The 24,779-nt window shown below is 69.3% G+C and carries 18 protein-coding genes; 6 read left to right on the top strand and 12 right to left on the bottom strand.

Annotated elements, in window-relative coordinates; translation table 11 throughout:
• Nucleotides 1–107 precede the first annotated feature (107 nt).
• On the top strand, nt 108–671 hold the full coding sequence (locus OHU35_RS15620) for a GPR1/FUN34/YaaH family transporter (protein WP_405505669.1): 564 nt from the start codon (nt 108–110) through the stop codon (nt 669–671).
• Nucleotides 672–827: 156 nt separating this feature from the next.
• Here the strand turns inward: OHU35_RS15620 and glmS are convergent, their stop codons facing one another.
• Nucleotides 828–2,645 (bottom strand): glutamine--fructose-6-phosphate transaminase (isomerizing), encoded by a 1,818-nt coding sequence (gene glmS, locus OHU35_RS15615; protein WP_189723840.1) that lies wholly within the window; start codon nt 2,643–2,645, stop codon nt 828–830.
• A 12-nt stretch (nt 2,646–2,657) separates the two neighbouring features.
• Nucleotides 2,658–2,915 carry a hypothetical protein gene (locus tag OHU35_RS15610; RefSeq protein WP_261682030.1) on the bottom strand — a complete coding sequence of 86 codons (258 nt, stop codon included), beginning with the start codon at nt 2,913–2,915 and terminating at the stop codon, nt 2,658–2,660.
• A gap of 165 nt (nt 2,916–3,080) precedes the next feature.
• Here OHU35_RS15610 and OHU35_RS15605 point away from each other — a divergent pair, with 165 nt between their 5' ends.
• The gene (locus tag OHU35_RS15605) at nt 3,081–4,646 is read left to right on the top strand and encodes a fibronectin type III domain-containing protein (RefSeq protein WP_405509236.1); all 1,566 of its coding nucleotides are present in this window, start codon (nt 3,081–3,083) and stop codon (nt 4,644–4,646) included.
• A gap of 12 nt (nt 4,647–4,658) precedes the next feature.
• On the opposite strand, the gene OHU35_RS15600 is transcribed toward OHU35_RS15605, so the two are convergent.
• Entirely contained in the window at nt 4,659–5,540 is an 882-nt protein-coding gene (locus tag OHU35_RS15600; protein WP_189723839.1) for a DUF4429 domain-containing protein, read from the bottom strand.
• Nucleotides 5,541–5,635: 95 nt separating this feature from the next.
• On the opposite strand from OHU35_RS15600, the gene OHU35_RS15595 reads away from it, so the two are divergent.
• Nucleotides 5,636–7,225, top strand: coding sequence for a beta-N-acetylhexosaminidase (locus OHU35_RS15595; protein WP_405505666.1), 1,590 nt, complete (start codon nt 5,636–5,638; stop codon nt 7,223–7,225).
• Nucleotides 7,226–7,449: 224 nt separating this feature from the next.
• Here OHU35_RS15595 and OHU35_RS15590 read toward each other — a convergent pair whose 3' ends face one another.
• The 6 genes from OHU35_RS15590 to OHU35_RS15565 all read right to left on the bottom strand — a co-directional run bounded on the left by OHU35_RS15590 (nt 7,450) and on the right by OHU35_RS15565 (nt 14,658).
• Nucleotides 7,450–9,219, bottom strand: a complete 1,770-nt coding sequence (locus OHU35_RS15590; RefSeq protein WP_405505664.1) for an IucA/IucC family protein — start codon at nt 9,217–9,219, stop codon at nt 7,450–7,452.
• On the bottom strand, nt 9,216–9,767 hold the full coding sequence (locus OHU35_RS15585) for a GNAT family N-acetyltransferase (RefSeq protein ID WP_405505662.1): 552 nt from the start codon (nt 9,765–9,767) through the stop codon (nt 9,216–9,218). Before OHU35_RS15585 ends, OHU35_RS15590 begins: the two co-directional genes overlap by 4 nt.
• Nucleotides 9,764–11,041 (bottom strand): lysine N(6)-hydroxylase/L-ornithine N(5)-oxygenase family protein, encoded by a 1,278-nt coding sequence (locus OHU35_RS15580; RefSeq protein WP_405505660.1) that lies wholly within the window; start codon nt 11,039–11,041, stop codon nt 9,764–9,766. The genes OHU35_RS15585 and OHU35_RS15580 overlap by 4 nt, the downstream gene beginning before the upstream one ends.
• On the bottom strand, nt 11,025–12,467 hold the full coding sequence (gene desA, locus OHU35_RS15575; RefSeq protein ID WP_189723834.1) for a lysine decarboxylase DesA: 1,443 nt from the start codon (nt 12,465–12,467) through the stop codon (nt 11,025–11,027). Before desA ends, OHU35_RS15580 begins: the two co-directional genes overlap by 17 nt.
• Before the next feature lie 149 nt (nt 12,468–12,616).
• Nucleotides 12,617–13,486 carry a siderophore-interacting protein gene (locus OHU35_RS15570; RefSeq protein WP_405505658.1) on the bottom strand — a complete coding sequence of 290 codons (870 nt, stop codon included), beginning with the start codon at nt 13,484–13,486 and terminating at the stop codon, nt 12,617–12,619.
• 128 nt (nt 13,487–13,614) lie between these two features.
• The gene (locus OHU35_RS15565; RefSeq protein ID WP_359894089.1) at nt 13,615–14,658 is read right to left on the bottom strand and encodes an ABC transporter substrate-binding protein; all 1,044 of its coding nucleotides are present in this window, start codon (nt 14,656–14,658) and stop codon (nt 13,615–13,617) included.
• A gap of 604 nt (nt 14,659–15,262) precedes the next feature.
• Here OHU35_RS15565 and OHU35_RS15560 point away from each other — a divergent pair.
• The 3 genes from OHU35_RS15560 (at nt 15,263) to OHU35_RS15550 (ending at nt 20,486) form a co-directional block, all read left to right on the top strand.
• Nucleotides 15,263–19,369: an SGNH/GDSL hydrolase family protein gene (locus OHU35_RS15560; protein ID WP_229872907.1), complete on the top strand. Its 4,107-nt coding sequence runs from the start codon at nt 15,263–15,265 to the stop codon at nt 19,367–19,369.
• Nucleotides 19,370–19,438: 69 nt separating this feature from the next.
• Nucleotides 19,439–19,960, top strand: coding sequence for a hypothetical protein (locus tag OHU35_RS15555; protein ID WP_189723831.1), 522 nt, complete (start codon nt 19,439–19,441; stop codon nt 19,958–19,960).
• A gap of 127 nt (nt 19,961–20,087) precedes the next feature.
• Nucleotides 20,088–20,486, top strand: coding sequence for a DUF6234 family protein (locus OHU35_RS15550; protein WP_189723830.1), 399 nt, complete (start codon nt 20,088–20,090; stop codon nt 20,484–20,486).
• A 240-nt stretch (nt 20,487–20,726) separates the two neighbouring features.
• On the opposite strand, the gene OHU35_RS15545 is transcribed toward OHU35_RS15550, so the two are convergent.
• Genes OHU35_RS15545 through OHU35_RS15535 form a run of 3 tightly spaced genes read right to left on the bottom strand, consistent with a single transcriptional unit; the run spans nt 20,727 to nt 24,765 of the window.
• Nucleotides 20,727–21,887 carry an acyl-CoA dehydrogenase family protein gene (locus OHU35_RS15545; protein WP_405505654.1) on the bottom strand — a complete coding sequence of 387 codons (1,161 nt, stop codon included), beginning with the start codon at nt 21,885–21,887 and terminating at the stop codon, nt 20,727–20,729.
• A gap of 5 nt (nt 21,888–21,892) precedes the next feature.
• A complete protein-coding gene (locus OHU35_RS15540) occupies nt 21,893–22,852 on the bottom strand; it encodes a hydroxymethylglutaryl-CoA lyase (protein WP_405505652.1) in 960 nt (319 codons plus the stop codon).
• On the bottom strand, nt 22,852–24,765 hold the full coding sequence (locus tag OHU35_RS15535; protein WP_405505650.1) for a biotin carboxylase N-terminal domain-containing protein: 1,914 nt from the start codon (nt 24,763–24,765) through the stop codon (nt 22,852–22,854). Before OHU35_RS15535 ends, OHU35_RS15540 begins: the two co-directional genes overlap by 1 nt.
• Nucleotides 24,766–24,779 lie beyond the last annotated feature (14 nt).

The raw sequence follows: 24,779 nt of genomic DNA, 5'->3' as shown, positions 1-24,779 counted from the left end.
TTCCCCTGTGCAGCGCGTAAAACTACTTGCGCGTAGAGGTGTTTGTGCCCTTGTGAAGGGCATATACGGGGCACCGCACAACTGCACATGCACGAAGGGAGCCCGCCGTGGACAAAGACGTCTCCGCGGGAAGCGGAATCACGACCGTGGTCGGTCGACTCGCCCTCGGAATCACCCTGTTGGCCTTCGGGTTGGGGCACACGGCCGTGATCGACGGTGTGTCAGCAACTGACGCGGCGTCAATCGCTCAGTACGTGGGCGGTATCGCCCTCTTCGTCGCCGGGCTGATGGCCCTCCGGGAGGGGGACTCCGCCGGTGGTACGGCGTTCTCGGTGCTCGGGGCGCTCTGGTTCACGTGGGCCGTGGCGGGGGAGGCGTCCGCCAACGCGGCAGGGTTGTTCCTGCTGTTGTTCGCGCTGGTGGCGCTGTCTCTGACGCTCGCCGGTGGTGACCAGCTCGGGCAGGGGATGTACGGGCTGTTCTTCGTGTCGCTGCTGCTGCTCGCGATCGCCGTGTTCGCTGAGAACGACGGGCTTGCGAAGGTCGGGGGCTGGTTCGCCGTCGCTGCGGGGGCGGTGGCCTGGTATGCGGCGACCGCGGCTCTGGCGCACTGGCCCACGGCGGTTCCGCGACGGCGTGCTGCCGGTCGGGGCGTGACGGCCACCGGCTGAAACTGGCAGCCGGCGCTGGGGTATTGGGCGGCCCCGGCGTGTGAAAACGGACCCCCTGTGCGCTGGTGGCAGCACGTGGGGGTCCGTCCTCATTGTTTGGCCTGTGCGGGTGCGTGGGGGGTGCTCGCGCAGGTCCCCGCGCCCCTGAGAGGCCAACTACTCAACCGTCACCGACTTGGCCAGGTTGCGCGGCTTGTCGATGTCCCGCCCGAGCGCCAAAGCCGTGTGGTACGCGAGGAGTTGGAGGGGGATGCCCATCAGGATCGGGTCGAGTTCGTCCTCGTTCTTGGGGACGACGAGCGTCTCGTCGGCCTTCTCCTGGTGCTGGTGGGCCACCGCGAGGATCTTGCCGCTGCGGGCCTTGATCTCCTCCAGGGCCGCGCGGTTCTTCTCCAGCAGGTCGTCGTCGGGGACGATCGCGACCGTGGGGAGGGCCGGCTCGATCAGGGCCAGCGGGCCGTGCTTGAGCTCGGAGGCGGGGTAGGCCTCGGCGTGGATGTAGGAGACCTCCTTGAGCTTCAGGGAGGCCTCGCGGGCCACCGGGTAGCCCCGCACCCGGCCGATGAAGAGCATCGAGCGGGCCTCGGCGAACTGCAGGGCCAGCTTCTTGACGTCCTCCTCGTGCTCCATGATCTCGGCGATCTGGGCGGGCAGCTTCCGCAGGCCCGCGATGATCCGCTTGCCGTCGCGGACCGAGAGGTCGCGGGTGCGGCCCAGGTGGAGGGCGAGCAGGGCGAAGGCGACCGTGGTGTTGGTGAAGCACTTGGTGGAGACCACGCAGACCTCCGGCCCGGCGTGGACGTAGATGCCGCCGTCGGCCTCGCGGGCGATCGCCGAGCCGACCACGTTCACCACGCCCAGGACCCGTGCGCCCTTGCGCTTGAGCTCCTGCACGGCGGCGAGGACGTCGTAGGTCTCGCCGGACTGGGAGACCGCGACGTAGAGGGTGTCGGGGTCGACGACCGCGTTGCGGTAGCGGAACTCGGAGGCGGGCTCGGCGTCGGCGGGGATGCGGGCCAGTTCCTCGATCATCTGGGCGCCGATCTGGCCCGCGTGGTACGAGGTGCCGCAGCCGAGGATCTTCACGCGGCGGATCCGGCGGGCCTCGCGGGCGTCCAGGTTGAGGCCGCCCAGGTGCACGGTGGAGAAGCGGTCGTCGATGCGGCCGCGCAGCACGCGGTCCACGGCGTCGGCCTGCTCGTGGATCTCCTTGTGCATGTAGGTGTCGTGGCCGCCCATGTCGTACGACGCCGCCTCCCACTCCACGGTGGTGGGCTCGGCCGTGGTGCGGGTGCCCTCGGTGGTGTAGGTGCGGAAGTCGTCGGCCTTGAGGGTGGCCATCTCGCCGTCGTCCAGGGTGACGATCTGGCGGGTGTGGGCGACCAGCGCGGCGATGTCCGAGGCGACGAACATCTCCTTCTCGCCGATGCCGAGGACGACCGGGGAGCCGTTGCGGGCGACGACGATCCGGTCGGGGAAGTCGGCGTGCATGACGGCGATGCCGTACGTGCCCTCGATGAGCCGGAGGGTCTCGCGGACCTTGTCCTCCAGCTTGGTGGCCTGCGAGCGGGCGATGAGGTGGGTCAGCACCTCGGTGTCGGTCTCGGAGAGGAACTCGACGCCGTCCGCCTCCAGCTTGCGGCGCAGGTCGGAGGCGTTGTCGATGATGCCGTTGTGGACGACGGCGACCTTGCCCTCGGCGTCCAGGTGCGGGTGGGCGTTGACGTCGGAGGGGGCGCCGTGGGTGGCCCAGCGGGTGTGGGCGATGCCGGTCGTGCCCTTGAAGCGGGCCGGGACCTTGGCCTCCAGGTCGCGCACGCGGCCCTTGGCCTTGACCATCTTCAGGCCGGACGTCTTCGGGGACGTGACGACGATGCCCGCGGAGTCGTAGCCGCGGTACTCCAGGCGCTGGAGGCCCTCCAGCAGGAGGGGGGCGACGTCACGCTTCCCGATGTAACCGACGATTCCGCACATATATACGCATTCCTAGCCGTAGACGATGCGCCGCAGCTGCCGGAGCGAGAGCTCCGGCGGGGCCACCGCGCGATATTTGAGATCCGCCTCGATCCGTTCGAAGATCGCCGTGTTCACCAGGCCCTGGGCCTGGAGCTCACGGTGGCGGCGACGGACGTACTCCTCGGTCGTCTCGTCGAAGTACGCGAGCACGTCCTGGATCACGCGCAGTGCCTCGCCCCGGTTGAGGGGGCTGGACCGCGTCAGATGATCAACGAGTTCGTCGTGCACTCGCTAGATCCTGAGGCACCGGCAGCACTTTCGCAAGAAATCTGCCCGGTTTCGGGCAGATGAGTGTTGGAACACTTATGGGACGTCCATGGGAGTCTGATGGGCGGTTGTTCCCCGGGTGGATGTGTAAGGCGAGCAGCTTGTGGCGCCATGGACATTCCTCGTATGGGCGTACCCGAGCGGCTCGCCGAGCGCATGAGCATGGCTGAGCAGCACGAGTACCTGCGCGCCAGATTCTCCCGGCGCACGATGATCAGAGGCGGTGCCGTCACACTCGGCGCCGTCGCGGGTGGCGCCTTCGTTCCCGGAGCCACCGCCCAGGCGGCCGTACCGACCGCCCGCACCGCCCCCGCGGCCGAGACCGTCGACGGCGCCTTCGTCGCCCCCTTCGGCCGCCACCTCGCCTACGGCGCCGACCCGCGCACCGAGATGACCGTCTCCTGGCAGGTCCCGGTCGCCGTCAAGAAGCCGTTCATCCGCATCGGCGCCCACCCCACGGACCTGTCCCGGAAGATCGACGCCGAGGTCCGCACCCTCTTCACGCCCGCCGGTGTCGGCGCGAGCGGCAACCACACCCAGTACTACGTGCACGCCGAGCTGACGCACCTGCGCCCGGGCCGGACGTACTACTACGGCGTCGGCCACCAGGGCTTCGACCCGGCCGAGCCGCACCTGCTGGGCACCCTCGGCACCTTCACCACCGCCCCCGCGTACAAGGCGCCGTTCACCTTCACGGCCTTCGGCGACGAGGGCGTCAGCTACCACGGCCTCGCCAACAACAGCCTGCTGCTCGGCCAGAACCCGGCCTTCCATCTGCACGCCGGCGACATCGCCTACGCCGACCCGTCCGGCTCGGGCCAGACCTCCGACACCGGCTTCGACTCGCGGATCTGGGACCAGTTCCTCGCCCAGACCGAGTCCGTCGCCAAGTCCGTCCCGTGGATGCCCGCCTACGGCAACCACGACATGGAGGCCTGGTACTCGCCCAACGGCTACGGCGGCGAGGAGGCCCGCTGGAACCTCCCGGGCAACGGCCCCGACAAGAAGAACCTGCCGGGCGTCTACACCTTCGTCTACGGCAACACGGCGGTCATCTCGCTCGACGCCAACGACATCTCCTTCGAGATCCCGGCCAACCTCGGCATCTCCGGCGGCACCCAGACCAAGTGGCTCGAGGCGCAGCTGAAGAAGTACCGGGCCTCGCACGACGTCGACTTCATCGTCGTGTTCTTCCACCACTGCGCCTACTGCACCTCCACCTCCCACGCCTCCGAGGGCGGGGTCCGGCAGGAGTGGGTGCCGCTGTTCGAGAAGTACACCGTGGACCTGGTCATCAACGGCCACAACCACCAGTACGAGCGCACGGACGTCATCAAGGGGAACAAGGTCGCCAAGAAGCTGCCGATCGGCGGCACGGCCTACCCCGAGACCGACGGCGTCGTGTACGTGACGGCCGGTGCGGCGGGCCGCAGCCTCTACGCCTTCAGCGCCCCGCTGTCGTACGAGGGCAACGAGCAGGACGTGGACTCCGTGGCCTCGTTCGTCAACGTCAAGGGCGGCAAGCAGAACGAGACCGTCGCCTGGTCCCGGGTGCGCTACCTCGACTACTCCTTCCTGCGCGTGGACGTCACCCCCGCGCCGAAGGGGCGGACGGCCACGCTGAAGGTGCGCGGTATCGCCGAGAGCGGTGAGCAGGTGGACCACTTCACGGTGGCGCGCCGCGCGAAGTAACGCCCCGGGGTGTTACATGCGCTTGAGGATCGCCTGCTTCGCCAACGCGAACTCGTCGTCCGTCAGCACGCCCGTGCGGTGCAGTTCACCGAGCTCGCGCAGGCGGCGCAGCAGGGCGTCGTGGTCGTCCTCCGCGGGCGCGACCGGGAGGGAAGGCATTTCCGGTCGCGCGGCCGGCACGTCGGGGGCGGCCCCGGCCGGGTGCGGAAGCCTGGCCTGGACCGCCGCCGCGACCAGTGCCATCAGCGGGTCCTTCTTGAAGCCCCACAGCTCCACGGCGTTGGGGTCGTACTTGGGCGGTGCCTTGGTGGGCGCGTTCCGCACGGTGAAGCGGACGTAGCCGTTCTCCAGGCCGGCCGCCGGCTGCCACTCCACGCCCGTGATGTCGGTGAGCGCGAGCGTGCGGGCGCCGGCGGCGGCCTTGGCGTCCTCCGTCTTCCAGTTCCACTCCAGGCGTATGCGCTCGCCGTCGAAACTCGCCGTGCCGTCCCCGGCGGAGACCGAGAGCGGCACGGCGGGCCCCGGCAGCAGGTACGCGGTCACCGGGTCGGCCGGCACCTGGTCCAGGAGCAGCGCGCTCCGTACCTCCTCCGTGACGTACTCGGCGACCCCGTAGCGGTCGGACTCGACGAGCAGCTGGTACGGGTCATGGGGCTCGGTGAGGCGCCCGCCGGTCGCGTGCAGCAGCGGATCGGCGCCGTCGCGCAGACGCAGCCGCAGCCGCCCGCTCCTCTTGCCCTGCTCGAACGAGATCCCCGCCAACGCCCCCAGCGGGACGACCAGTTCACCCAGTTCCTTGCGCAGCAGACTGACGTTCTTGTCCCGCCCGGGGGTCAGTCGCAGGGCGTCGCCGTCGAAGGTCCAGGAGCCGTCCCGCTGGATGATTTCCGCCATGGGGTGGATTGTTCCACCAGTGTCCCGCGATAGTGGTCCAGACCTCTTGGAGCTCAACGGCTCATGGAAGGGACACGCTTGTGAGAGATGGCCGTGTGAGACAGCACCACAGAACGCTCCGCCTTGTCGGTTCCCTGCTGCTGGTCGCGATGGGCGTCTCCGTGACCGGGGCCGCCCCCGCACCGGCGGCGTCGCCCACCCCGCTCGACCGTGTGGTCCCCGCGCCCGCCTCGGTCGCCCCGAGCGGGTCCGTCTACCGGATCACCCGGGGCACGCACATACGGGTCGACGGCTCCCGCGAGACCCGACGCGTCGGCGAGTACCTCGCGAAGATCCTCCGCCCCTCCACCGGCTACCGCCTCCCCGTCACCGCCCACGGCGCCGGAGGCATCCAGCTGCGGCTCGCCCAAGGCCCGTTCGGCACCGAGGGCTACCGCCTCGACAGCGGCCGCAAGGGCGTGACCATCACCGCGGCGGGGCCCGCCGGTCTCTTCCACGGAGTGCAGACCCTGCGCCAGCTGCTCCCGGCGGCCGTCGAGAAGGACTCCGTCCAGCCCGGCCCCTGGCTGGTCGCCGGCGGCACCGTCACGGACACCCCGCGCTACGGCTGGCGCGGCGCCATGCTCGATGTCTCCCGGCACTTCCTCACCGTCGACCAGGTCAAGCGCTACATCGACCAGTTGGCCCTCTACAAGATCAACAAGCTGCATCTGCACCTCAGTGACGACCAGGGCTGGCGGATCGCCATCGACTCCTGGCCGCGCCTGGCGACGTACGGCGGCTCCACCCAGGTCGGCGGCGGCCCCGGCGGCTTCTACACCAAGGCCGACTACAAGGAGATCGTCCGGTACGCGTCCTCCCGCTATCTCGAGGTCGTCCCCGAGATAGACATGCCCGGCCACACCAACGCGGCCCTCGCCTCCTACGCCGACCTCAACTGCGACGGCGTCGCACCCCCGCTGTACACCGGGACCGAGGTCGGCTTCAGCTCGCTGTGCGTCGGCAAGGAGATCACGTACGACTTCGTGGACGACGTGATCCGGGAGCTCGCCGCGCTCACGCCGGGCAAGTACCTCCACATCGGCGGCGACGAGGCGCACTCCACCAGCCATGAGGACTACGTCGCGTTCATGGACCGGGTGCAGCCGGTCGTCGCGAAGTACGGCAAGACGGTCGTCGGCTGGCACCAGTTGACCGGTGCGACCCCGGCGAAGGGCGCTCTCGCGCAGTACTGGGGGCTCGACAGCACGAGTGCCGAGGAGAAGGCGCGGGTCGCGAAGGCCGCGCAGAGCGGGACGGGGCTGATTCTGTCGCCGGCCGACCGGGTCTATCTCGATATGAAGTACACCAAGGACACGCCGTTGGGGCTGTCGTGGGCGGGGTATGTCGAGGTGCGGCGGTCTTACGACTGGGATCCCGGGGCGTATCTGCCGGGGGTGCCGGGCGGGGCCGTGAAGGGTGTGGAAGCGCCGTTGTGGACGGAGACGATCGAGAACTCCGGGCATATCGAGTACATGGCGTTTCCGCGGTTGCCGGGGGTTGCCGAGCTGGGGTGGTCGACGGCGGGTTCGCATGACTGGGAGCGGTACAAGGTGCGGCTTGCTGCGCAGGCTGAGCGGTGGGATGCCCTGGGGATTGAGTGGTATCGGTCGCCGCAGGTGCCGTGGGGATCCGCCGGGCGGTGATGTGTCTGCGGGTGCGTGGGGGCTGGTCGCGCAGTTCCCCGCGCCCCTGAAAGATGCGCAGTTCCCCGCGCCCCCAATTAAGGCGCGCAGGTGTCCGCGCCCCTGAAAAGATTGCGCAGTTCCGCGCGCCCCTGAAAGGTGCGCAGTGCCCCGCGCCCCTGAAGGTTAAAGAAATGACGGGCACCCCGGAGGACCGTACTCCGGGGTGCCCGTCTGCTTGGTGGTCAGAACTCGGCGATCGGGTTCTGCAGGGTGCCGATCAGTTGGAGGGCGCCGGAGGGGTCCGACAGGTCGACCATCTGTTCGTTGTTGCGCAGTTGGAGGCGGTTGAGGCAGGAGAGGGAGAACTCGGGGGCGAACATGTCGTACTGCTTGAACTTGTCGGCGAGTTCGGGCCTCGACTCCTGGTAGGCACGGGTGACCTCGGCGACCGTGCGCCAGAAGTCGTCCTCCTCCAGGATCCCCGCGGTGGCGAGGTTCGCCGCGAGGAAGCGGAAGAAGCAGTCGAAGACGTCCGTGAAGATCGACAGGAGCTTCTTGTCCTCCGGGACCTCGACGCGCAGCCGCTCCACCGTCGGCGGCAGCACCGCGTCCGGGTCCATGACGGCGATCTCCTCGGCGATGTCCTTGTAGATCGCGCGCTGCACGACCCCGTCCTCCAGCACGAGGATGACGTTCTCGCCGTGCGGCATGAAGACGAGGTCGTAGGCGTAGAAGCTGTGGAGGAGGGGCGTGAAGTAGGCCTTGAGGTAGTGGCGCAGCCACTCCGTGGGGGCGAGACCCGACTGCTCGATCAGCGCGCCCGCGACCGAGGCACCCTCGTGGTCGACGTGGACCAGGGACGCCATCGTGGCCAGGGACTCGCCCTCCTGGAGCGAGGGCACCGGGCTCTCGCGCCACAGCGCGGCGAGCATCTTGCGGTACGGCGAGTAGCGGTCGGTCGCCTGCTCGTACTCCAGGTGCCGGTAGCCGACCGCCGCGCGCTCCTTGATGATCGACAGGCCCGTGGACTTCAGCACCGGGTCGCCCTCGATGAGCTGGGCCAGCCAGTCGTTGATCGCCGGGGTGGCCTCCATGTAGGCGGCCGACAGACCGCGCATGAAGCCCATGTTGATGACCGACAGCGCGGTTTTGACGTAGTGCTTCTCGGGGCTCGTCTTGTTGAAGAAGGTCCGGATGGACTGCTGGGCCAGGTACTCGTCGCCGCCCTCGCCCAGGCAGACCAGGTGCCCGCGGGCGACCTCGGCGGCGAAGGTGACGGCGAGCTTGTTCCACCACTGCCAGGGGTGGACCGGGATGAGGAGGTAGTCCTCGGGGTTCAGGCCCTGGTCGGCCAGGATGCCGTGGAAGCGCTCGACGGTCTCCTTGCCCAGTTCCTCGCGCAGGAACGACTCGTACTCGATGCCGACACCGGCCGTGAACGCCGCCCGCGAGCGGTGGGCCGCGAGCCAGACGAGCCGGACCGGGTTCGCCGTCTCCGGCGCGTACGACAGGTACTCGTGGATGCCGAAGCCGAGCCGCCCGTTGTTGGCCACGAAGCAGGGGTGGCCCTCGGTCATGCCGGTCTCGATGGCCTGGAAGTCGCCGCGTGCCAGCTCGGCGGCCGTGATCTTCGGCTTGGTGAGCTTGTAGCAGGTGCCGGAGAGGGTGGAGGAGATCTCCTCCAGGTAGACCGGCAGGATCTGCTCGCTCAGGCCCAGGGTGTCCTTCAGTTCGATGAAGAAGTCCAGGGCGGCGAGGGGGAGTTCCGTACCGTCACGGTGCCGGGTGATCGAGCCGGCGTCCACCTGCCAGTGGTCCAGGGCCCGGCGGGTCGCGGAGAAGGCGTACTGGGTGAGGCCGTCGTCGCTGCGGACGACGAAGCGCTCCCCGTCCTTCTCGGGTGCGAGCAGCCGCTCGTGCGCGAACTCGGCGAGCGCTTTGCGGATCAGCAGTCGGTTGGCCTGCTCCCAGCGCTCGGGGGACAGGTGCGCCACGGCGTCGGACAGGGTCATATCGCCACTCCTCGGGCAGCCAGGTACTGGTCACGCGTGCAGAAGCTGAGCAACGCGCGCTTCTCCGGCTTGTCGATCTCGCGCTCGGCCACGAAGCCGACGGCCTCGTTGAGCGCGTGTACTGCCTTGTTGCTCACGTCGGGCTCCACCACGACCCGGCGGGTGCGCGGGTCGGCGAACAGCTCGTCCATCACGGCGGTGATGACGGCCCTGGTGAAGCCGTGGATCGGCCGGTCGGTCGGCGCGACCAGGAAGTGCATGCCGACGTCGCCGGGCTCCGGGTCGTACAGGCCTTCCAGCTCGACGTACCGGGGGTCGTACGACTCCATCAGGAACGCCGGGCGGCCCTCGTGCAGACCGAGGCACGCGTGGTGGTACTCGTGCGCCGCTATGCGCATGTACTCGCGCTCGACGTCCTGCAGTTTCGCGTCCTGCATCATCCAGTAGGACGCCTTGGGGTGTGTGACCCAGGAGTGCAGCAGCTCGGCGTCCTTCAGGGGGTCGAGCGGGCGGACGGTCAGGGTGCCGATGCCGGTCGTGGCGCTCATACCGCGAACTCCTGGAAGGCGATGGTCTTCTCGACCGGGTAGTACTCGCTGCCCAGCAGCTCCCGGATGATGTACGCGTTCCGGTACGGGCCCATGCCCAGGTCGGGGCTGGTGATGCTGTGCGTGTGGACGCCGGCGTTCTGCAGGAAGATCCCCCGGCCCGTGACGTCGATCGCGTAGTTGCGGGCGACGTCGAAGTTGCCCTGCGCGTCGTAGACCAGGCGGTCCTTCACGGGTGCGAGGAACTCCGGCTCGGCGTACTTGTAGCCGGTGGCCAGGACCAGGCCCTGCGAGTCCAGCTCGAAGTCCTTGCCCTGCTCCTCCTGGCGGAAGCCCAGCGTGTACGTGCCGTTCTCGTACGTCGCGCTGTTCAGCGAGGCGTTGGTGAGCAGTCGCGTGGGCACCGGGCCGCCGAGGTTCTTCTGGTAGAGCAGGTCGAAGATCTCGTTGATCAGGTCGCCGTCGATGCCCTTGAACAGGCCCTTCTGCTCGGCCGTGAGGCGGTAGCGGGTCGCCTCCGGCAGCTCGCGGAAGTAGTCGACGTACTCCGGGGACGTCATCTCCAGCGTGAGCTTGGTGTACTCCAGCGGGAAGAAGCGCGGGGAGCGGGTGACCCAGTTCAGCCGGTAGCCGTGGACGTCGATCTCGCTGAGCAGGTCGTAGTAGATCTCGGCGGCCGACTGGCCCGAGCCGATCAGCGTGATCGAGTCCTTCTTCTGCAGCTCCGCCTTGTGGCTCAGATAGCGGGAGTTGTGCAGGAAGTCGCCGCCGAGGTCCTGGCAGGCCTCGGGGATGTAGGGCGGGGTGCCCGTGCCGAGGACGAGCCGGCGGGCGCGGTAGACGTCTCCGGCCTCGGTCTGCACGACGTAGAGGTCGTCCTCGTAGCGGACCTCCGTCACCGTCGTGTTGAAGCGGATGCTGCTCAGCTTGTTCGCGGCCCAGCGGCAGTAGTCGTCGTACTCGACGCGCAGCGGGTAGAAGTTCTCGCGGATGTAGAACGAGTACAGCCGGCCCTTCTCCTTCAGGTAGTTCAGGAAGGAGTACGGGGACGTCGGGTCGGCGAGGGTGACCAGGTCCGACATGAACGGGGTCTGGAGGTGGGCGCCGTCGAGGAACATCCCCGCGTGCCACTCGAAGTCGGGCTTCGACTCCAGGAAGACGCCGTCGAGTGCGTCGATGGGTTCGGTGAGGCAGGCCAGTCCGAGGTTGAAGGGGCCGAGCCCGATCCCCACGAAGTCATGGGTTTTGGTGGGGTTTTCAGGACGCGCGGTCAAGGGACTCTCCCAGGTACTGCTCGGCATGGCCGGCGATCAGATCGAGGACGGCGGCGATGTCGGACGCCTGCGTCTCGGGGTTGAGCAGGGTGAACTTCAGGTAGTGGCGGCCGCCGACCTTGGTGCCCGCGACGATGGCGTCACCGGAGGCGAACAGGGCCTTGCGGGCGTAGAGATTGGCGCGGTCGATCTCGGCCGGGTCGGTCACGGCCGCCGGGATGTAGCGGAAGACCAGGGTGGACAGGCGCGGCTGAACGACGACGTCGAAGCGCGGGTCGGCGGCGAGCAGCTGCCAGCCCTCCCGGGCCAGCTCGCACACCTCGTCGAAGAGCTGCCCGATGCCGTCGGCGCCCATGGTCCGCAGGGTCATCCACAGCTTGAGGGCGTCGAAGCGGCGGGTGGTCTGCAGGGACTTGTCCACCTGGTTGGGGATACGTTCCTGCACCATCCGGCGCGGGTTGAGGTACTCCGCGTGGTAGGTGGCGTGCCGGAGGGTGGCCGCGTCCCGGACGAGCACGGCGGAGGAACTCACCGGCTGGAAGAAGGACTTGTGGTAGTCCACGGTGACGGAGTCGGCGCGCTCGATGCCGTCGATGCGGTCCCGGTGCTTCACGGAGGCGAGCAGGCCGCAGCCGTAGGCGGCGTCGACGTGCATCCAGGTGCCGAACTGCTCGCACAGCTCGGCGACCTCGGGCAGCGGGTCGATGGAGCCGAAGTCGGTGGTGCCGGCGGTGGCGACGACGGCCATGGGGACGAGGCCGGCCTCCTTGCAACGCTCCAGCTCGCGGGCGAGGGCGACGGTCTGCATGCGCTTGTCGTGGTCGACGGGTATGGAGACCACGGCGTCCTGGCCGAGTCCGAGCAGCTTCGCGGACTTCTTCACGCTGAAGTGGCTGACCTCGGAGGCGAAGATACGCAGTTTGGCGAGGCTGTCGGTCTTGGCCTCCTCCCTCGCGAGCAGCAGGGCCTGGAGGTTGGACTGGGAGCCGCCGGAGGTGAACACACCGTCGGCGGCGGGGCCGAGGCCGATGCGCTCGTTCGTCCAGTCGATCAGTTTCCGCTCGATGAGCGTGCCGCCGGCCGACTGGTCCCAGGTGTCGAGGGAGGAGTTGACGGCGGAGAGGACCGCCTCGCCGAGCACGGCCGGGATGACGACCGGGCAGTTGAGGTGGGCGAGGTAGCGGGGGTGGTGGAAGTAGATCGCGTCCCGGAGGTAGACGTCCTCCAGTTCGTCGAGCACCGCGGCGGTGTCGTGCAGCGGCTGGTCGAGGTCGATCTCCTCGATGCGGGGGGAGAGGGCGTCGACGCTGACGCCGGTGAAGGGCCGGTCGGTGGCGGCGAGTTTGGCGGCCACCCGCTCGACTCCGTCGGTCACGGAGCGGCGGTACTGCTCCGCGGTGGTGTCGTTGAGCAGGTGCGAGCGCATGTGGGGGTCCTCCGGTGGGGACAGTCCGGTCGGGACAGGGGTGGGCTGAGCCGCGAGGTTGAACTTAGGTAAGCCTAACCTAAGTTAAATGGGGGGAGAGTTGGCTCTGCCGTGACTGTGGTCACGCGTGGGTCATCGACGGATGCCGGTCATCCTTCCGCGCGTAGCTGCTCCTCGCTCACGCCGCTGCGCCAGTAACCGACGAACGTCACCCGGCGGCGGTCGATCCCGCGCTCCCGCACGAAGTGCCGGCGCAGCTGCTTCACGCAGCCGGACTCTCCGGCGATCCAGACGTACGGCCGCTCGGCGGGCGGGAGCTGGGCGTTGCGGAGGGTGTCGAGGACCATGGGGGAGCCCTCGACGGTCTGGGGGGTCTGGGGGGTCTCGTTCTTGACGAGCCAGGTGATCTCGGCGTCGGCCTCGGTCACCAGGTCCTGGATGTCCCCGGCGTGCGGGACCTCCAGCCAGACCCGGGCACGGGTGCCGGCCGGCAGTGCCTCGACGATGGCCGAGGCGGCCGGTACGGCGGTCTCGTCGCCCCAGACGACCACGAGGTCGGTGTCCCCGGGCGGCCGGAAGCGGATCGCCCGGTTGTCGGCGATGGCCGGGCCGAGCATCAGGACCCGGTCCCCGGCGGCGGCCCGGTCGGCCCAGCGGGAGGCGGGACCGGCCTGGACCGAGGCCCCCGGCTCGATGCCGTGCAGGGCGAAGTCGATGTCGATCTCGTCCGGGTCGCGGCGCAGTGCGCGCAGGGTGTACGAGCGCATCACGGCGCGTACGTCGTCCGGGAGTTCGCGCCAGCCCTGCCACCAGCCGTCCCCGAGCTCGAGCGGCACGACCGGCTCGGGCTGCCCGGGATGCGGCAGGAACAGCGACAGCGACTGGTCACGCCCGTCGGAATGGAAGGCGTGCAGATCGGGCCCACCGAAGGTGACACGGACCAGAGACGGACCGAGCCGCCTCGTCCGCACGACCTGGAGGGAAAAGAAACGGAACGGGGCGGCCACGGCGGTGGTCATGGGGGCTCCTGAGTTGTGGTCAGGGAGTGGGCGGACGCACCTGAAAGGGGCGCGGGGAACTGCGCGACCAGCCACAGTCCGGCCCGCAGACGCCGACGCGGCGCAGCGCGCCCCACTCACGGAATGCGCTAGGCGACCTTCTTCGCGCTCTCGATGGCCTTCGCCAGGTTCTCCACCAACGGCACGCACTTGTCGTACGACAGAATCGGCTCGGCCGACCGCGAGATGACCTGCCCGGCCTTCACCGCCGGCAGCTTCTTCCATGTCGCCTCGGTGATGTCCGCCGGCTGGATCGCCGAGGAACGGTCGTCCATCATGATGACGTCGGCCCCGTACTTGTCGACGTTCTCCCAGCTCAGGCTCTCGAACCAGCCGCCACCCTGCGCCTTGGCCTTCTCCGGCGGCTCGACGAAGTTCACGCCGAGGGCCTTGAAGTACTCCAGGTCGACGGAGAGGTTGGTGCCGGAGACGTAGAAGAGCTCCTGGCTCGCGGAACCGACCAGCACCTTGATGTCGGGGTGCGCCTTGGCGGCCTTGCGCAGCCGCTCGGAGGCCTCCTCGAACCGCTTCTTGGCGTCGGTGGCCTTGGCGGACTTCACGTCGCCGCCGAGGGACTCGGCCAGCTCCCACATGCGCTGCAGCGGCTGGGTGAGCTGACGGTCGTAGACGGATATGCCGACGCTCGGGGCGAGCTTGGCGATCTTGTCCTTCGAGGCCTCCGGGACGTACCAGAGGGTGCCGGCGTCGTCGAACATCGTGCTGATCAGCACGTCGGGGGCGAGGGCGGCGTACTTCTCGATGCTGAACTGGTCCCAGGTGTTGCCGAGGATGGTCACCTTGCTGATGTCCATGTCGCCGGCCTGGACGTCGGGCTTGCCGTCCTGCGTCTTGGTCGGGCCGAAGACGCCCTTGACGGAGACGCCGTAGTCGTGGAGGGCGGCGGCGACGCCGGTGAAGGCGACGATGTTCGCGGGGGTCTGCTTCAGCTGCACGGACTTGCCGCGGTCGTCCTTGAAGGACCACGGGCCGGACTTGCCGCCCGCCGCCGCGTCCGAGTCGCCGTCCTTGGAGTCTCCACTGCCGCAGGCGGTCACGAGGGCGCCGAGTCCGAGGGCACCCCCGGCGGCGAGGATGCCGCGGCGGGAGAGGCGGGCGGTTCTGGCGTTCGACATGGCTGAGTCTGCTTTCGTGCGTACGGAGCCACTGCGGGCACGGCTGAAGCCGCTTGGCTGGAATCAAGCTTAGGCTAGCCTAACCTCAGCATGTGTCCAGGGGCCCCTGGGGTGTGTGCCCGGGGGTGGGGGTGGTGATGCATGGCCGGGCGGTGATCCGGGCCATGGACGCTCGCTTCGATGCCTCGATGGCGACTCTTCGTGCAACTGGGCTGTTCGCAGGGGGGATTGCGCGGACACCGGAGTGGCTCGGCGATGCCTCCGTGGCCGGCCGGATCGTGTGTGACCTGAGACGCATGTGAGTCTGCCGTGAAGATTGTGGGTGACACGCAGCGTGGCGGACTGATACGTTCCAAGTGACCACTGAACCGAACATCGGTTCTCAATGCGCGCTTTCACGGGGGAATGCTGCGCTATGTCTGGCGACGCCTTGAGTGTCATCTTGCTGCCCGTTGCACACATGTGCCCGGCGCGGCCGCCTCAGACCGACGCGGCCGGGTGACCACGCGACCATTCGCTTCGCCTTGACAGCCTCCCTCCTTCGCAGACGGCGCCGTGCCTTCCTCGCGCGTGGAAGGCACAACTCTGTAGAAAGAGATCTCACTTGAGACGCAACGCCATGCTGAGGCGTGCGCGGATACCTGTGACGGCAGCCCTCACCCTGGCTCTGTCCTCCGGTGTCGCCACGACACAGGCATACGCTGCGGCAGACCCGCAGGGGGAAGCCAAGGGCTGGTCCGCACCGGCCGCCCAGGATCCGGGGACCAAGCCCGGCGACCAACCCGTCGCCGTCCCGACGGACCAACGCCCGGAGGTCCTTGGCGAGGACTACAAGAAGTCGTCCGACCAGGCCTACACCACCTCCGGTGACGGAACCGGCTTCCACGTCCTCATCGCGGACGAGAAGCAGGGGTACGCCTGGAAGACGGCGGCGACCCTGTCCGAGCCCGGCTTCGACACTGACTCCTGGATCGGCAACGCCTGTCTGACCGAGTCCGGGAAGTACGCGGCCGTCGCCTACGCGCCCCGCACCTTCACCAACAAGCCCGAGATGATGACGCGCGGCGCGTTCACCGCCCTCGTCGACCTGACCGACGGTCAGGTCACCAAACTGCCGTTCCAGGCCACGCTGGGCTACTTCTCTCCGGGCTGCGGCCAGGGTGAGGAGGCGGTGTTCACGGCACTGACCGATGACCGGTCGGCGAAGAACCAGACCCGGCTGATCACGGTCGACGCCAGGACGGGGAAGGTCGCCACCAAGCAGACGGTCACCGGACAGGTGACCTCGGCGGTCCCCACCGACCAGGGCATCGTCGCCGCCGCAGGCAACCACGTCGTGACCGTCGAGGACGGCAAGACCCGCGAGATCGCCACCACGAAGGCCTGGCCGTTCCAGCTCAAGGCCGACGCCGACGGCGGTGTGACGTTCATCGACCCGGCGCCCAAGGCCTCGAAGGCCCGTAGCGCCGCGGCGGCGCGGAACACCGCCACGGTCTCGCGCGTCAGCGCCGAACAGATCGAGAAGGCCAACGGCCGGAGCAGGCCCGCCGGTCTCGCGCAGGGCAAGCTCGACGAGTTCGACCTCACCGCCACACCCTCGGGCAGGGTGTACGTGACCGGCAAGGCCACCTCCACCGCCCGCGCCGCGGACGGCGAGCTGAACAACCCCGGCGGCCTCCTCAAGGACGCCCGAGTCTCCAGCAAGGGTCAGGCCGTCGTCACCGCCCGCTGGGCCGACGGCAAGGACTCCCGGATCCGCCCGCAGGAGGCACTGGAAGCCCGCACCGTCCGTACCACGGTGAAGGCCCTGGACACCCGTAAGACAGTCGTCCTGGACGCTCCCCCCGGCTCCCTGCCCGTCGGCGGGCAGCGCGAGGCCGCGCAGGGAACACAGACGAGCCCGGTCCTGCTCGCGCAGGGTGCCAAGACCCAGGTCAGCACACGAGCGGCGGTCAACGACACCGTCGAGGACGACCGTTACTGCTCGGTCCCGCGCAACGACCCCAAGAAGCAGGCGTTCCAGCCCACCCCCCGCCAGGTCGAGTGGGCCGTCGACCAGGCCATCGTCGGCAAGCTCAACAAGGGCGCGACCCGGTCGGCGAACTGGAAGAACACCGGCATGGCGGCCTACGCGCCGCAGACGCTCTTCCCGCTGACGCCGCTGGCCGGCGGATCCGGCGCGGACTGGCACGTGCCCGCGCAGGTGATGCTCGGCATCACGGCGCAGGAGTCGAACATGTGGCAGGCCACCCGCCTGGCGGTGCCCGGCGTCACGGCCAATTCGCTGATCGGCAACTTCTACGGCATCGAGTACGAGTCGAGCGGCGAGCAGCAGGACCCCTGGGCGATCGACTTCGCCGAGGCCGACTGCGGCTACGGCATCACGCAGGTCACCGACGGCATGCGGATGCACGGCAAGGAGAAGAAGGACGAGAAGCCCAAGACCGCGGTGCAGCAGGAAGCCATCGCGCTGGACTACGCCGCGAACATCGCCTCGGGTGTCAACATCCTCATCGAGAAGTGGAACGACACCCGCAAGGACGGCCTGACGATCAACGAAGGCCACCCGAAGTACATCGAGAACTGGTTCTACGCGCTGTGGGCGTACAACTCCGGCTACTACCCCAAGTCGTCGCCGCAGAACGGCAAGTGGGGCGTGGGCTGGACGAACAACCCGGCCAACCCGCTGTGGAAGGAGAACCGGACCCCGTTCCTGGAGAACTCCGCGGGCAAGGACGACTACAGCCACGCCGCTCACCCGCAGGACTGGCCGTACGAGGAGAAGGTGATCGGCTGGGCCGCCCGTCCGATCGCCGCCATGTTCAAGCCGGGCGACATGCAGGCGGGCTACCGCGCCGCGTGGTGGAACTCCAACGACGCCCGGACCTCCGCCAAGCCGCCCATCTTCACCTTCTGCGGCTCGCAGAACTCCTGCGTGCCCACGAAGATCGGCGAAGGCGCCTCCAACGACGACGGCAAGGGCCCCTGCGCCCTGCCCGGTGACCCGCACAGCGACAACCCGCTGTACCTGAAGTGCTGGTGGAACGAGCCGGTCGCATGGAAGAACTGCACCACCGAGGCGCGGTGCGGCAACCCGGTCCACCGGTTCGACGACACCTATCCCGAGCAGCCCGACGAGAGCTCCTACCCGCCGCGCTGCAACACCGGGCTGCCGTCCGGCTCCCTGATCGTGGACGACCTGCCGAACGGCACCGTTCCCGCGGGATCCTCGGGACGCAGCTGCGCGGTGGCGTCGAAGGGAACCTTCCAGTTCACCTTCGCGGGTGAGGGCGGAAAGTACCCGTCCAAGATCGACCTGCACCAGATCGGCGCGGGCAACAACAACCACTTCTGGATGGGGCACACCCGCTGGCTCGCGACCGCGGACGGCAAGCGCCTGAACGTCTCCGGCAAGTGGACGCTGAGCGGCAGCCAGCGCGGGTGGATGCGTGTCTTCGTGCACATGCCGGACCACGGCGCCCACACCCGGCAGGCCGCCTACCGGGTCGGCGGTACCGACTCCAAGTCGCCGGTCCGGGTGCACCCGCAGCGGATCCGCTCGAACAAGTGGGTCGACCTGGGCGTGTTCAACTTCACCGGCACGCCGTCGGTGACCCTCGACACCGACGCCGAGGACGGCACCGGCGACGAGGACATCGCCTGGGACTCGGTGGCCTTCCAGCCGCTGTCGGCCAAGCCGAAGGACTTCGTCGTCGCCATGGGCGACTCGTACTCCTCCGGTGAAGGCGCGTCCGAGGGCAACCGGGACTACTACCCGGAGACCAACTACCTCGACGAGCAGAACAAGAAGACCCGTAACGCCTGCCACCGCTCCACCCAGGCGTGGTCGCGCCAGGCGACGATCCCGGGCCGCTCCCAGTCCGTCGGCGCCCTCGCCGACAGCTACGGCAGTGGCATGGACTACCACCTGATCGCCTGCTCGGGAGCCCGCACCTACAACGTGGTGCACAACGGCATCGTGCAGTCCAACGGCGGTGAGGTGACCCAGATCGACAAGGGCTACCTGGACCAGAACACCACCCTGGTCACCATCTCCATCGGCGGCAACGACGCCCGCTTCGCGGATGTCATCCAGAAGTGCCTGGTCGCGTTCAACGGCGGCAACTGCAAGGACAAGACCTTCGAGGACGGCGATGTCGACCAGTCGGTCGGCGGCCGCGACCGCAAGTTCATCGGGCAGCCGCTGGAGAAGGCCGCGGCCGGCATCATCAACGAGGTCGTCCGGCCGGACATCGCCAAGGTTCTGACGGAGATCAGCGAGAAGGCCCCCAACGCCAAGATCGCGCTGATGGGGTACCCGCCGCTGATCGAGGACCGGGGCGCGTGCATGAGCATCACGGTCCCGGGCATCGGCCAGATCGGTCTGTCCGCGTCCTCCACGGACTGGCTCAACAGCGTGGCCGACACGCTCGCCGCCTCGATGCAAGGGGCCGTGGACGATGCCAAGGCCAAGGGCATCAAGGCCTGGTTCTCCAACCCGAAGCAGAACTTCGCGGGCAAGGCCGTCTGCGGCAGCCCCGAAACCGTCCACGGCATCGTCAAGACCCTCGTGGACTCCGACCAGCCGGCGCTGGACTACCCGATCATCAGCAGCTACGGCCTGTCGGCCCAGTCGTTCCACCCGAAGATCGGCGGCGCCCGCCTCTACGCCGACTCCCTGGAGCGCACCTTCACCGGCATGGGCCTGTAACCCGCTGCCGTCCTCTGGGGCCCCGCTCGGGCGGGGCCCCCACTCGCTCACCCGGAAAGGGACACCCTCATGAGGAAGCTTCTGTCCACCACTGTCGCGGGCGGCGCCGCCGCCCTTGCACTTGTCGCCCTGGCCGCGGCGCCGGCCGCGGCCGGTACCGCCGATTCTCAGTTCGACGTGGTCTTCCCCGGCCAGAAGCCGCAGACCACGTACTACGTCGAGAACACCGGGAACGTGTCCGGCGGCGTGACCGGCAAGTCGGTCGTGAGCTGGGGGATCATCGACGACCAGGTCGTCGACAACTCCAAGCGGTTCACCAGCTTCAAGATAACGACGAGGATCGAGGAGCGTCTGACCAAGACCAGCGGGGACCATGTCGTCACGTCGAAGACGTGCGACCTGACCAAGCTCGTCAACGACAACTACTCGTGGTTCGCGGTGGATCCCGCGAACACCTGCGTCGCGCCGTCCGCGGTGTACGACGGCGGGCTGTGGTGGTCGACCGACGCGACGATCGTCTACGACATCGAGGGTGACGGCAAGGGCGCCGTCACCCAGGAGACCCTGGGCTCGCCCCTGATCCACGGCTGACATCCGCACGCGCCGGGTCCCGAGCTCTTCCGCTCGGGGCCCGGCCCCGCTCCCGAGGGAAACTTGTCCCATGCCCGACCCCGCCTCTTCAGGCCCATCCGGTCTGCCGCAGTTCCGCGGTGACAATGTGCCGCCCCCGCGAACCGGACGCCGGTGGCTGCCCCTCGCCGGGGACATCGCCCTGGCCGTCGGGCTGCTCGTCCTCGACGGGATCGGGGCCGTCGCGGCCTTCCTGCTCGGCATCGACTACAGCGGCTGGAAGCCGTTCGATCCCGGCGCGGACAACTCCGACATCGCCCTCACCCCCAACTGGCTGTACGTGGGCATCGCCGCCGGCGTCATGCTGCTGACCGCTGCGCTGCTGTTCCGGCTCCGCGCCCTCGTCAGCGCCTGCCTCCAGGTGCTCGTCGGCATCGCCGTACTGGTCATCGCCGTGGCCGGCGCGCAGTTCGACGAACATCGCGGAGCCGGGGCCGGCGCGAGCGGACCGGGCTTGGCCGTCTATGAGGCTTCAGGTCGGCCGTAGTGGCGGAATGCCGTGGTGTTTCGCGCACGGTTCGGAGCGGACCTCGATGGTGCCGGTTCGCGGGTTGACGATCATGCGCCATAGTCGTTGTTCGGGTTCGACGGCGACACGATCTCGGTTGCGGCCGATCGCCGGGTGTCGGCGAGCTGCTCGTCCAGGTACTGACGGCTTCCCTGCGTAGTCCTGCGATCACCTTGGCGGGAGGCCTGTGCCAGGGGTGCACAGGCCCGGCTCGCTCGGTCAGCCCACCAACCCCAACTCCCGCGCGATCAGCATCCGCTGCACCTCGCTCGTGCCCTCGCCGATTTCGAGGATCTTGGAGTCGCGCCACATGCGGGCGACCGGGTACTCGTTCATGAAGCCGTAGCCGCCGTGGATCTGGGTGGCCTCGCGGGCGTTGTCCACCGCCACGGTCGACGAGTGGAGCTTCGCGAGGGCCGCCTCCTTCTTGAAGGGCTCGCCGGTGACCAGGCGGGCTGCCGCGTCGCGCCAGGCGAGGCGGGACGTGTGGGCCTTCATCTCCATGTCGGCGATCTTGAACTGGATCGCCTGGTTGGAGGCGATGGGCTTGCCGAAGGCGTGGCGTTCCTTGGCGTACTTGACCGATTCGTCCACGCAGCCCTGTGCCAGGCCCGTAGCCAGGGCCGCGATGGCGATGCGGCCCTCGTCGAGGATGCGGAGGAACTGGGCGTAGCCGCGGCCCTCCTCGCCCAGGAGGTTCGCGGCCGGGACGCGGACGTCCGAGAAGGACAGCTCGCGGGTGTCCGAGGCGTTCCAGCCGACCTTCGAGTACGGGGCCGCGACCGTGAAGCCGGGGGTGCCCGACGGGACGATGATCGAGGAGATGTGCGGTTTGCCGTCCGCCGAGCGGCCGGTGACCGCCGTGACCGTCACCAGGCCCGTGATGTCCGTGCCCGAGTTGGTGATGAAGCACTTGGTGCCGTTGATCACCCATTCGTTCGTGGCGGAGTCCAGGCGGGCCGTCGTGCGGGTCGCGCCCGCGTCGCTGCCGCCGTCCGGTTCCGTCAGGCCGAACGCGCCCAGGAGTTCGCCCGAGCAGAGGCGGGGGAGCCACTCGCGCTTCTGGGCTTCCGTGCCGTAGCGGTAGACCGGCATCGCGCCGAGCGAGACGCCGGCTTCGAGCGTGATCGCGACCGACGAGTCGACCCTCGCCAGTTCCTCCAGGGCCACGCCCAGCGCCAGGTAGTCGCCGCCCATGCCGCCGTACTCCTCGGGGAACGGCAGGCCGAACAGGCCCATGCGGCCCATCTCGCGGACGATCTCGTACGGGAACTCGTGCCGCTCGTAGAAGTCGCCGATCTTCGGCGCCACCACCTCGTGCGCGAACTCCTCGACCGTGCGGCGGAGTTCCTCCAGCTCGGGGGAGAGACGGTAATCCATCGTGATCAGTGCTCCTCGATGTCCACGAGGTCCTCGTGGGACAGGGCTCGGACGGTGCGGGACGGGCTGGGTCGGCCCAGGTGGGTGGCCATCCACGCGCTCGTGGCGACGAGGCGGCCGAGGTCGATTCCGGTGTCGATGCCGAGGCCCCGCAGCATCCACACGAGGTCTTCGGTGGCGAGGTTGCCGGTCGCCGACTTCGCGTACGGGCAGCCGCCCAGGCCGCCCGCGGAGGCGTCGACCGTCGTCACGCCCTGCTGGAGTGCCGCGAGCGTGTTGGCGAGGGCCTGGCCGTAGGTGTCGTGGAAGTGGACGGCGAGGGTGGTGGGCGGGATGCCCGCCTCGTCCAGCGCCGCGAGGAGTGCGACCACGTGGCCGGGGGTCGCGACCCCGATCGTGTCGCCCAGGCTCAGCTCGTCGCACCCCATGTCCACCAGGGCCCTGCAGACCTTCACCACCTGGGGGATCGGGACCGCGCCCTCCCAGGGGTCGCCGAAGCACATGGAGAGGTAGCCGCGGACGTGGGCCCCCTCCGCCTTCGCGCGGGTGACGACCGGGTCGAACATCGCCAGTGCCTCGTCCACCGTGCGGTTGAGGTTGGCCTTGGCGAAGGACTCCGTGGCGCTGGCGAAGACCGCGACCCGCCGCGCGCCCAGGGCCAGGGCGCGGTCCAGGCCGCGTTCGTTCGGGACCAGGACCGGGAGGGCGGCGTCGAGATCGCTCACCATCGGGAACAGCTGTTCCGCGTCCGCCAGTTGGGGGACCCACTTGGGGTGGACGAAGCTCGTCGCCTCGATGGTCGTCAGGCCCGCGGCGGCCAGGCGGTGGATGAACTCCGCCTTGATCTCCGTGGGGACCGTCGCCTTCTCGTTCTGCAGGCCGTCGCGGGCGCCTACCTCGTGGATGCGGACGCGGGTGGGGAGGTCCTCGGCCGGGACCGTCATCGGGAGACCGTGGGCTGTCATCACTCCGCCTCCTCGTGGGGTGCGATGACCGCGAGGACCTGGTCCATGGCGACCGTCGAGCCCGGTGCCACGTCCAGCTCCGTGACCTTGCCGGGGTGCGGGGCGGAGATGACGTGCTCCATCTTCATCGCCTCCACGACCAGCAGGCTCTGGCCCGCGGTCACCTCGTCGCCGACGGCGACCTTCACCACCGTCACCGTGCCGGGCATGGGCGCGGTGAGGGAGTCGGCGCCCGCGTGGGCCGCGCGGCTGAGCGACGCCGCCACCGGGTCGTGGTCGCGTACGTGCCAGGCGTCGCCGTCGCGGCCGAGCCAGTCGGCGGCGCGGTGGAAGGTGTGGCGGACGCCGTCCAGGGTGACCGAGACGTGGTCGCCGGTGACCGCGGCGGTGCCGCGTGGGGTGTACTCCAGCGCCTCTTGCGCCCTCAGATGGAAGGCCGGTGGCTTCGGCCGGCCGCCCAGGCGCCAGCCGGACGGGACCGAGAAGGGATCCGTCCAGCCGCCGGGTTCGGGTGTCAGGGCGTCCAGGCGTACGGCCGCCGCCGCCTCGTAGACCTCCTCCGGTACGTCCGTGGGGATCAGCCCCTCGACCTCGCGCTCGACCAGGCCGGTGTCCAGGTCGCCCGCGATGACCGCCGGGTGGGCGAGCAGGCGGCGCAGGAACCCGGCGTTCGTCTGCACGCCTAGCGTGACCGTCTCCGCCAGGGCCGAGCGGAGTTTGCGCAGGGCGGTCGCGCGGTCGGGGCCGTACGCGATGACCTTGGAGAGCATCGGGTCGTAGAGGCTGCCGACCTCAGTGCCCTCCGTGAGGCCCGAGTCGGTGCGGATGCCGTCGCCTTGGGGTTCGCGCAGTCGCAGGACCGTGCCGCCGGAGGGGAGGAAGCCGCGGGCCGGGTCCTCGGCGCAGATGCGGGCCTCCACCGCGTGGCCGGTCAGCCGTACGTCCTCCTGCGCGAAGCCGAGCGGCTCGCCGGCCGCTACCCGCAGCTGCCACTCGACCAGGTCCAGGCCGGTGATCAGCTCTGTGACCGGGTGCTCCACCTGGAGGCGGGTGTTCATCTCCATGAAGTAGTACGAGGACGGGTCGCCGCCGTTGACGATGAACTCCACCGTGCCCGCGCCCCGGTAGCCGCAGGAGCGGGCCGCCTGGACCGCCGCCTCGCCCATCGCGGCGCGCGTCTCCTCGTCGAGGAGGACACTCGGCGCCTCCTCGATGATCTTCTGGTGGCGGCGCTGGAGGGAGCACTCGCGCTCCCCGAGGTGCACGACATGGCCGTGGGCGTCGGCCAGGACCTGGATCTCGATGTGCCGGGGGCGGTCGATCCAGCGCTCGACGAGGAGGGTGTCGTCGCCGAAGGAGGCGCGGGCCTCACGGCGGGCCGAGGCGATCTCCTCCTCCAGCCGGGTCAGGTCCCGCACCAGCCGCATGCCCTTGCCGCCGCCGCCCGCGCTCGGCTTCAGCAGCACGGGCGCGCCCAGCTCGCGGGCCGCCTCGGCCAGGTCCGGGTCGCGTCCGCCGGGGACCACGGGGACTCCGGCGGCCATGACCGTCTCCTTGGCGCGGATCTTGTCGCCCATGAGGGAGATCGCGTCCGCCGGAGGGCCGATGAAGGCCAGGCCGGCCTCGGTGCAGGCGCGCGCGAAGGCGGCGTTCTCGGCGAGGAAGCCGTAGCCGGGGTGGACGGCCTGGGAGCCCGTGCGGGCGGCGGCCTCCAGCAGGCGCTCCGCCGACAGATAGCTCTCGGACGCGGGGGCCGGTCCGATCCGGACCGCCGTGTCCGCCTCGCGGACGTGCCGGGCGTCGGCGTCCGCGTCGGAGAAGACGGCCACCGAGCGCACGCCCATCGACCGCAGCGTACGGATGACGCGTACGGCGATCTCGCCCCGGTTGGCCACAAGCACTGTCTCGAACATCGTCGTCCGTCCCC

The sequence above is a fragment of the Streptomyces purpurascens genome (assembly GCF_045040895.1).
Classification (GTDB): domain Bacteria; phylum Actinomycetota; class Actinomycetes; order Streptomycetales; family Streptomycetaceae; genus Streptomyces; species Streptomyces purpurascens.
Note: the sequence above shows the minus strand (reverse complement) of the source record. Positions and strands in the feature narration are given on the sequence as shown.